The organism is Pseudomonas sp. P5_B2 (assembly GCF_056400445.1).
This window is the reverse complement of record NZ_JBFULH010000152.1, coordinates 1-8,751: the sequence shown is the minus strand read 5'-3', so window position 1 is coordinate 8,751 and position 8,751 is coordinate 1. Positions and strand designations below refer to the sequence as shown.

The window sequence follows — 8,751 nt, the reverse complement described above, 5'->3', positions numbered from 1 at the left end:
GAATGTAAGGGCAGTCGTGGCAAACTGTCTAGCCAGTATGAAAACAAATTTTTCCGAAGGAAATCGGTTGATGGAATTTAGCAGCGGCTTCTTGCTGAGCCTTTCGTTGTGCCTGGATATCGGCGTGGCCAATATCGCGATGATCACCCTGGCCATGCAACGCGGCTATTTCCAAGGCTTTGCGCTGGGGTTGGGCACCTGTGTCGGCGACCTGATCTATGCGGTGCTGGCGCTGGCGGGCATGACCGTTTTGCTGCAATACGAAACCGTACGCTGGGTGCTGTGGATCGGCGGTTCGGCGTTGCTCATCTATTTCGCGGCGAAGATGATCTATTCGGCGATTCACCACGAAGCGGTATTGGCGCAAGCCGAAGAAGTGGGGCAGAACTCACATCGCAAGGAGTTTTTCCGCGGGATCTTCCTCGCCATGTCCTCGCCCAGCGCCATTTTGTGGTTCGCGGCGGTGGGCGGCACGTTGATCGCCCGTTCCGGCGGCGGTGGTGCCCTCAGTTCGGCGCTGTTTCTCGGGGGATTCCTCTGCGCTGGTCTGCTCTGGAGCGCGGGTTTGTGCTTCGCTGCGAGCCACGGCGGCAAGTTGCTGGGCGACAAACTGCTGCGTTATTCCTACATGGCATCGGCGGCGATTTTCTGCTATTTCGCGGTCTACGTGATCCTATCGGGTTATAACGAGTTTGTTGGCGCTGCGGCCGTCGAACAGTTGCACGCACTGTAACTGGGCGAATCGGGTTTGGCTTCTATACTTTCAGCCGAACCCATTTTTAAGTTCAGGAGTTGAGTCATGGATGAGCAAACAGGTGTAAAACCGGACGAGCCACGCTTCGAACACGGGCACTTCTTGCTCATTGCAGGGTTTGGTGGCCTATTTACCGCGCAGACGACCAAAGCGATTCCCGACCTCTGGGAGAAATTCATTCCCGAAATTGGCAAGATTCCCGGGCAGAAAGGCGAAGCCACCTACGGCATTTGTTGCAATCCGGATGGCAAAGGCGGATTCGAATACATCGCCGGCGTCGAGATCGACAAACTCGACGACCTGCCAGAGAAGTATCGCTGGGTCGAGGTTCAACCTCAGCGTTACGCAGTATTCGAGCACAAGGGATCTCTGGACAGGTTGCCCGCTACCTTTCAGTACATCTGGAAAACCTGGCTGCCGCAGTCAGGTAAAGAGGCGGCGGACGCCCCGGAATTCGAACGTTACAGCGAAGACTTCAACCCGAAGCTCAATACCGGCAAGCTGGAAATCTGGCTGCCGATCAAAGGCTGAACACCTGCATCGAGAGACGGATTGGTGATTCGTCTCTCGATGTCGTGTGGGGGCTGATTTATGATCCCCGACCTTTCCATCTGATTGCGACCCGCCATGAACACCGTCATCCGCCACGTCACGCCTGCTGATCTGGACCGTTGCTACGCCATCGAAACCGTTGCCTATGAAGGCGACGAAGCCGCCACCCGGGAAAAAATCGCCACCCGCATCGCCACCTGGCCCGAAGGTTTCATCGTGGCCGAAGTCGACGGCGTGGTCGCCGGTTTCATCAACTCCGGTGCGGCCTTTCAAGTGGAAATGTCGGACGAAGCGTTCAAGGAATTGATCGGCCACGACCCGGCCGGCCCGCATGTGGTGATCATGTCGGTGGTGGTGCACCCGGATTATCAGGGGCAGGGGCTGGCGAAGCGTTTGATGGGCGAGTTCATTGAGCGCATGCGCGCATCGGGCAAGGTCAGCATTCACCTGATGTGCAAAGAGCGGCATATCCCGTTGTACGCCGGGTTTGGCTTTGCCTACATCAAACCGTCGGCCTCGGACCATGGCGGGATGGCGTGGCATGAGATGGTGTTGGATTTGTGATGGGGTAAATGATTGCTTGAGATAAGTTTTTTATAGCCTAAATTCAGACCGTGTTGTATTGGCCAGCCTGCACGGTTGGCGACAGAGGAATGAGTGATGCGAGTTGAAACCATCAGCTTTGTAAAAAAGAATGCGGCAGCGCTGGATCTCTCCGAACCCATGCTTGTCACGCAAAATGGTGTACCGGCTTATGTGATTGAGTCCTATGAGGAGCGTAAGCGTCGTGACGAGGCTATTGCGCTGATTAAGCTGCTCTCGTTTGCCTCCCGCGACAAGGAGCAGGGCAAGCTGATTTCCGGTGACACACTTCTGGCCAAACTGGCCCAGCGACGTCAATTACAGCAAGACGATAACGATGCCTGAAATTTACAGGGTAGAGTTCGCGACGGCTGCGGGGCATGGAGTTGTTTCACTTGAGCACTATCTGACGCAACAATGCGATCGCAAAAAAGCGGCAGAGATGGTTGATCAACTTGTCATGCAAATTGTTACGGCACTGGCCAGCCAGGCGCATGTTTACGGTGTTTGTCAGGAGGCGGCGTCTTTGGGGGATACCCATTTTCGTGAGTATCTGCCTTTGGGGCAGCGGGTTCTGTATGAGGTGTTCCCGAGCGAAAAGCTTGTGGTGGTCGCGTTGGTCATCGGCCAGCGCCATAGCATCGAGAAGCAACTGCTCGACTACTATCTATTACTCTGACAGGCTGTTATCTACGCATCCTCACACCTCAAAAAACCAGCCCCATCCGCCGCTCATAACCAATCCGCCCCTTGTACGCTTCACCCCTGTCGACCCAGCCAAATTTTGCGTAAAGCGCGATGGCCGGCTCGTTGTCCGCATCCACCGATAATTCCAGCCCCTTTATTTCCGGAAACGCCTGACGCGCCACCTCGGGCAGCGCTTGCAGACAGGCTTTGCCATAGCCTTTGCCTTGAGCGCGTTGATCGACTTGCAGCGCATGCAGGGTGGCGCTGTGCTCATCGGCCCAGGCCGGCAGCACGGGCGGGCGCTTGAGCAGCAAGAAGGCCACGGGAACGTCCTCTACCAGCAGCGCAAATCCTTTGACGCCGGGGCAGGGTTTGGACAACAGGGAGTGCAACGCTCCGTGAATGTCGCCGCTGAATTTTATTTGTTCTTTGTGCACTTCGATGGCCTCGACCTGCTGGCGCTGGCGCGCGTTCAGGCTTTCGTAAGGCACGAGTCGGGTTATCACTGGAGTGTCCTTTTTCCAACACGAATGAGCCTCGGATTCTAGCGAGTTTGCGCCGCTGGATTATTTTTTATTTCGGCTGTCGATTTGGTTTTTTGCCGAACGACTAAGGGTGTCTTCACAACAAAAACCACGGAGAACCCCCATGAGCTCTACACACGAAATCCAGACCCTGATCGACACGTATCGTGACGCAGTCATCTCCAAGAACGTGGATAAAATCATGGCCCTGTATGCCGACGACATCGTCTCCTACGACGCGGTCAAGGCCTTGCAGTTCCGGGGCAAGGCCGCCTACCGCGCGCATTGGCTGGAATGCATGGAAATGTGCCAGGGCGCGCACAAGTTTGACTTCGACCAAATGAACATCGTGGCGGATGAGCACATCGCCTTCGCCCATTGGCTGGCCTATTGCGGTGGCACCAACGAAAAGGGCGAAACCCAGGCCTGCTGGATGCGCGTAACCGCCTGCTACCGCCGCGAAGCCGGGCAATGGCGCATCGTCCACGAACACTGGTCGGCTCCGTTCGACATGCAGAGCGGCACGACTCTGTTCGGTTTGCAGCCCTGATGGTCAGGCCGATTCGTCGGGAATTTCGCCAACGCCACGATCTGCAGCCATAGTTGATTCGTTCGATTCTGGAGAGCCCCATGAAATACCTATGCCTGGTCTACAGCAACGAGCACACCTTGCACTCGCTGCCCGAAAGCCCGAACGACGCCGAATGCATGGCCTACGCCGAGTCGATTCAAGGCAGTGGGCGGATGGTCGCGGCCGAGGCGCTGGAGTCGGTGCAGACCGCTACCACCGTGCGCATGCGTAACGGCAAGATGTCGATCACCGACGGCCCGTTCGCCGAAACCAAGGAGCAATTGGCTGGCTTCTACCTGATCGATGCCAGGGACCTCAATGAAGCGCTCCAGGTTGCCGGGAATATTCCGGCGGCCCGGGTCGGCTGTGTCGAGGTGCGTCCCGTTCGCCAGTTGAATGCTTGAAAAACAAGGACCCAAAAGGAGGCCTGCATGAGTCCGCCATCGACTAAAAGAAAGACGGCCAAATTCCAGTTGTCCATCAGTCGCTTGATCGAGCAAACGATAGTCACAGAAGGCATGCAGGACTGATGCCTGGCGCCTCGGTGCAAGCCCGGGTCGAGCAGGTTTACCGCGAAGACTCGCGGCGGATTCTGGCGACGTTGATTCGGTTGCTTGGCGATTTCGACCTCGCCGAGGAGGCCCTGCACGAGGCCTTTTTCGTGGCGGTGGAACGTTGGCAACGTGACGGCGTGCCGGATAATCCGCGCACCTGGCTGGTGTCCACCGGCCGCTTCAAGGCGATTGATGTGTTGCGTCGGCGCGCGCGATTTGCCGCGTCCCGACCGCTGCTGATTGCCCAGGCCGAGGCGCTGGAGCAGGCGGACTGGAGTGAAGAAGACGTGGAAGACGATCGCCTTCGCCTGATCTTCACCTGCTGTCACCCGGCACTCGCAGCGGACGCCCAGGTACCACTGACCTTGCGCGAAATCTGCGACCTGACCACTGAAGAGATCGCCCGGGCGTTTCTCTCGGCGCCTGCCACCATCGCTCAACGCATCGTGCGGGCGAAGGCGAAAATTCGTGATGCGAAAATCCCTTATCAAGTGCCGACACTGACGGAATTGCCCGAGCGGCTCGATAGCGTGTTGCGGGTGATTTATCTGGTGTTCAACGAAGGTTACTCGGCGTCCATCGGGGTGGAAGTGACGCGCGAAGAACTGACGCGCGAGGCGATTCGGCTGGGGCGGTTATTGATGGACTTGTTGCCCGAATCGGAGGTGATAGCGCTACTGGCGTTGATGCTGCTGCACGAGTCCCGGCGCCTGGCCCGGACGTCGCCGGATGGTGAGTTGATTGTGCTGGATGAGCAGGACCGTTCGTTGTGGGACGCCGGGATGATTGCCGAAGGGTGTGCGCTGATGGAAGCGGCGTTGACCACCGGGCGGATCGGGCCGTATGGCCTGCAAGCGGCGATCGCGGCCGTGCATGCCGAAGCGCCCTCGGCGGCGGAAACGGACTGGGAGCAGATCGTCGGTTTGTATGACGTGCTGCTGGCGGCAGTGCCTTCACCGGTGATCGAGTTGAATCGCGCGGCGGCGATCTCCCGCAGGGATGGACCGTTGGCGGGGCTGACGTTGGTTGAGGCGATTTTGAATCGGGGCGAATTGCAGGATTACCACTTGGCGCATTCGGCACGGGCGGAGTTTTGTCGGCAGCTGGGGCGGGTGGAGGAGGCGCGGGCGGCGTATGCGCGGGCTCTGGAGTTGACGCAGCAAGTGCCGGAGCAGAGGTTTCTTGAGGCGCGGATCAAGGCTTTGGAGTGAGGYGAACTGTCTGGCCTGCTCGCGATAAGGGCCGAAGGACCTTTACTCAAGCATCTTGCTCAGCAGCCAACTCCCCGCCGGCCCCGGCGGATGTTGGCGCGACCACAGCGCATCGACAAACACCGGTTTCGGCCAGCCGCGCACCCGAAGTTCCTGCAACGAACCCTGGCCAAACCGCTCCACCAACCATCTCGGCAACGGCGCCCAGCCAAATCCACCCTGGGCCATTTCCAGCAGCATCAAATAACTCGGCGCCGACCAGACACGGCCTTTCGCCCGACTTTCATACGGATTGACGATGGTTGCCAGCCGCAGCTCACGATGCTGTTGCAGCACGTCCTGATCGATATGATCGAGCGCCGCCAATGGATGCGCGCGGGAGACAAACAGCGCGATTTCCGTGCGTTCGTCGACGGTCGAACTGACCAGATCCGGCGGATAGCTGTCCTGCATTTCAGCGAAGGCCACCTGCGCCCGACCCCGCTGCAGCAGCGCAATCAAGTCATCGCATTCGGCAATCAGGCATTCGAGTTCCAGGTCCGGATAGCGTTGCTCGAATGCACCCAGTGCGATTTCGAAGCGGTCAGATTGATAGGTATCGGAAATCGCCACGGTCAGTTTTGGCTCGACGCCTTGTGACAGCTGGCTGGCGGTGATTTCCAGCCGGCTGGTGGCAGCCAGAATCTCTTCGGCCCGTTGCAGCATCACATGCCCGGCCGGGGTCAGGCTGGGCTTGCGGCTGCTGCGGTCGAAAAGGACCAGGTTCAAATCGATTTCCAGGCTGGCCACCGCCGCGCTGATGGTCGACTGGCTGCGCCCCAGTTTGCGCGCCGCTGCGGAAAACGAGCCTTGGGTCGCCGCCTGGACAAACGCCAGCAACACTTCGTGAGACGCCATGAACTATCGCCTTGGTCGATGGTTATTGGTGATGAAGTATCGGTGTGGTGAGGGATCATGGCAACCACCGTCACTCAGAGGAGTCTGGCCATGAGCGTCAACAAATCCATCACTGAACGTATTTTCCAGGCCATCGGTTTCGAACTGCTGGCCATCCTGATCTGTACCCCGTTGCTGGCGTGGATCATGGACAAACCCATGCTCGACATGGGGATCGTCACCATGGCTATCGCGGCTCTGGCCCTGGCCTGGAACGTGGTCTTCAATGGACAGTTCGATCGCGTGCTCAAGCGCTACGAGATTGCTCGCACCGCGTGGGTTCGGGTGGTCCATGCGTTGCTGTTTGAGGGTGGTCTGGTCGCGCTCGGTGTGCCGCTGATTGCCTGGTGGCTGAAGATCGACCTGTGGGAAGCGTTCCTGCTCGACATCGGTGTGCTGCTGTTTTTCCTGCCATACACCTACATCTACCACTTGGCATACGACGTAGTGCGGGAGCGGATGGTGGGGCGCACTGTTTGCGAAGGATGACCGTGTTGAGCGAGCTGATGATCAGCCTGCAGCTTTCAATTTCCGGTGTCGGGCCGATCAGAACAGTTGGGTGAATAACCAATACAAGCTGCCCGACAACAGGATCGCCGCTGGCAAGGTCAGCACCCAGGCCATCAGCAAGTTACGGATGGTCGTCATCTGTAAACCGCCACCGTTGGCAACCATGGTCCCGGCCACACCCGACGACAACACGTGGGTGGTCGACACCGGCAGACCGAACATATCCGCCGCGCCAATCGTCAGCATCGCCACGGTTTCCGCCGAGGCGCCCTGGGCGTAGGTCAGGTGGGTCTTGCCGATCTTCTCGCCGACCGTCACCACAATGCGCTTCCAGCCCACCATGGTGCCCAACCCGAGCGCAATCGCCACCGCGATCTTGACCCAGGTTGGAATAAACCGCGTGGAGTTGTCGATCTGTTGCTTGAACAATTGCAGCTTGGCGCTGGTGTCGGCGTCGAAGTTACCGACCTTGTTCTTGTCCATCAGGCGAATGGTTTCGCTGGTCAGGTACATGTCGTTACGCACGTTGCCCACGGCCTCTGCTGGCACTTTGGACAGCGAGCCATAACCCTTGACCTGAGCGCCGATGCTGCCGGTGAGGGCGGCGAGCGCCGGCACCAGTTGCGGCGTGGCTTCCTTGTTGCGCACGTAGTCAGTCAGTACCGGGCGCGGGTCGGCCGGGGCCAGTTGCGGCGCAGCCTTGACCAGTGCTTGCTGGGTCACTTGCGCCACTGCGGCAAACTGCAGCGCCTGGTCGGCCGGCATGGCGCGGTTCAGCGCGTAGGCCATGGGCAGCGTGCCGACCAGAATCAACATGATCAGGCCCATGCCTTTCTGGCCATCGTTGGAACCGTGGGCAAACGACACACCGGTGCAGGTCACAATCAACATGCCGCGAATCCACCACGGTGGCGGGGTGTTGCCTTCGGGGGCCTTGTACAGCGAACGGTTCTTGACGAATGCGCGCAGGGCCAGCAACAGCAAGGCGGCGAAACCAAAACCGACCAGCGGTGAGAGCAGCAACGCATAACCGATCTTGGTCGCCTGCGCCCAGTCCACACCGCTGGTGCCGTCACGGCCGTGCATCAGGGCATTGGCCACGCCGACGCCGATGATCGAGCCGATCAACGTGTGCGAAGACGAGGCCGGCAAACCCAGCCACCAGGTGCCTAGGTTCCACAGGATCGCGGCGATCAACAGGGCGAAGATCATGGCGAAACCGGCGGAGGAGCCGACTTGCAGAATCAGTTCCACCGGCAATAGGGCAATGATGCCGAACGCCACCGCACCGCTGGACAGCAGCACGCCGAGGAAGTTGAAAAACCCCGACCACGCCACTGCGAAATTCGGCGGCATCGAGTTGGTGTATATCACTGTCGCTACAGCGTTGGCGGTGTCGTGGAAACCGTTGACGAATTCAAAGCCGAGGGCGATCAACAGCGCCACACCCAGCAACAAAAACGGGGTCCAGGTGGTCACCACCGTGCCGATTTCCTTCACGTCGCGCATCAGGCTATAAGCGGTGAACAGCAAGCCGATGGCCAACACGCCAAAAAAAATCACCAGCGTGAAGGCGCTGGGTTTTTTATCGAATTGGGGTCTGTTGCTGCTGGCAGGTGCCTGAGTGTTGGCGGAGAAGGAAGGGGTGGCCATACCGGACAATCCAGAGGAGGGGATGTATCCGCGATGGTCGGCGCTAATCGTTACAGGGAGACTGCTCCAGATCAGGGTTTTGGTTTTTTCGTTGTCCGCTGATCCGAATCCACCGCTGACCCCTGTAGCAGCTGGCGAAGCCTGGGTCCGGCTGCGAAGCAGTCGTAATCCAGAATACGCGTTTTACCTGACAGACCGCAGCGGCTGACTTTACGAC

General features: G+C 58.8%; 12 protein-coding genes. 9 read left to right on the top strand and 3 right to left on the bottom strand.

The genetic code is table 11. The annotated features are described in order from the left end of the window. Positions 1–70: 70 nt before the first annotated feature. The 5 genes from AC1DRJ_RS13980 to AC1DRJ_RS13960 all read left to right on the top strand — a co-directional run bounded on the left by AC1DRJ_RS13980 (position 71) and on the right by AC1DRJ_RS13960 (position 2,567). The gene (locus AC1DRJ_RS13980; protein WP_477802674.1) at positions 71–733 is read left to right on the top strand and encodes a LysE family translocator; all 663 of its coding nucleotides are present in this window, start codon (positions 71–73) and stop codon (positions 731–733) included. Positions 734–799: 66 nt separating this feature from the next. Next, a complete protein-coding gene (locus AC1DRJ_RS13975) occupies positions 800–1,285 on the top strand; it encodes a GyrI-like domain-containing protein (RefSeq protein ID WP_477802673.1) in 486 nt (161 codons plus the stop codon). Positions 1,286–1,381: 96 nt separating this feature from the next. Beyond that, a complete protein-coding gene (locus tag AC1DRJ_RS13970) occupies positions 1,382–1,870 on the top strand; it encodes a GNAT family N-acetyltransferase (RefSeq protein ID WP_310336088.1) in 489 nt (162 codons plus the stop codon). A 96-nt stretch (positions 1,871–1,966) separates the two neighbouring features. Beyond that, on the top strand, positions 1,967–2,233 hold the full coding sequence (locus AC1DRJ_RS13965; protein WP_477802672.1) for a type II toxin-antitoxin system Phd/YefM family antitoxin: 267 nt from the start codon (positions 1,967–1,969) through the stop codon (positions 2,231–2,233). Continuing rightward, positions 2,226–2,567 carry a hypothetical protein gene (locus AC1DRJ_RS13960; RefSeq protein ID WP_477802671.1) on the top strand — a complete coding sequence of 114 codons (342 nt, stop codon included), beginning with the start codon at positions 2,226–2,228 and terminating at the stop codon, positions 2,565–2,567. Before AC1DRJ_RS13965 ends, AC1DRJ_RS13960 begins: the two co-directional genes overlap by 8 nt. Positions 2,568–2,595: 28 nt before the next feature. Here AC1DRJ_RS13960 and AC1DRJ_RS13955 read toward each other — a convergent pair whose 3' ends face one another. After that, positions 2,596–3,081 (bottom strand): GNAT family N-acetyltransferase, encoded by a 486-nt coding sequence (locus AC1DRJ_RS13955; protein WP_477802670.1) that lies wholly within the window; start codon positions 3,079–3,081, stop codon positions 2,596–2,598. 142 nt (positions 3,082–3,223) lie between these two features. On the opposite strand from AC1DRJ_RS13955, the gene AC1DRJ_RS13950 reads away from it, so the two are divergent. From AC1DRJ_RS13950 to AC1DRJ_RS13940, 3 genes are all read left to right on the top strand, one after another. After that, positions 3,224–3,649, top strand: coding sequence for a YybH family protein (locus AC1DRJ_RS13950; RefSeq protein ID WP_477802669.1), 426 nt, complete (start codon positions 3,224–3,226; stop codon positions 3,647–3,649). An 80-nt stretch (positions 3,650–3,729) separates the two neighbouring features. Beyond that, entirely contained in the window at positions 3,730–4,074 is a 345-nt protein-coding gene (locus tag AC1DRJ_RS13945) for a YciI family protein (protein WP_477802668.1), read from the top strand. A gap of 125 nt (positions 4,075–4,199) precedes the next feature. Further along, on the top strand, positions 4,200–5,435 hold the full coding sequence (locus AC1DRJ_RS13940) for an RNA polymerase sigma factor (RefSeq protein WP_477802667.1): 1,236 nt from the start codon (positions 4,200–4,202) through the stop codon (positions 5,433–5,435). A gap of 42 nt (positions 5,436–5,477) precedes the next feature. Here the strand turns inward: AC1DRJ_RS13940 and AC1DRJ_RS13935 are convergent, their stop codons facing one another. Continuing rightward, positions 5,478–6,332, bottom strand: a complete 855-nt coding sequence (locus AC1DRJ_RS13935; RefSeq protein WP_477802666.1) for a LysR family transcriptional regulator — start codon at positions 6,330–6,332, stop codon at positions 5,478–5,480. A gap of 90 nt (positions 6,333–6,422) precedes the next feature. On the opposite strand from AC1DRJ_RS13935, the gene AC1DRJ_RS13930 reads away from it, so the two are divergent. Beyond that, on the top strand, positions 6,423–6,860 hold the full coding sequence (locus AC1DRJ_RS13930) for a multidrug/biocide efflux PACE transporter (protein WP_477802665.1): 438 nt from the start codon (positions 6,423–6,425) through the stop codon (positions 6,858–6,860). A 57-nt stretch (positions 6,861–6,917) separates the two neighbouring features. On the opposite strand, the gene AC1DRJ_RS13925 is transcribed toward AC1DRJ_RS13930, so the two are convergent. Next, a complete protein-coding gene (locus AC1DRJ_RS13925) occupies positions 6,918–8,390 on the bottom strand; it encodes an inorganic phosphate transporter (RefSeq protein ID WP_477802675.1) in 1,473 nt (490 codons plus the stop codon). Positions 8,391–8,751 lie beyond the last annotated feature (361 nt).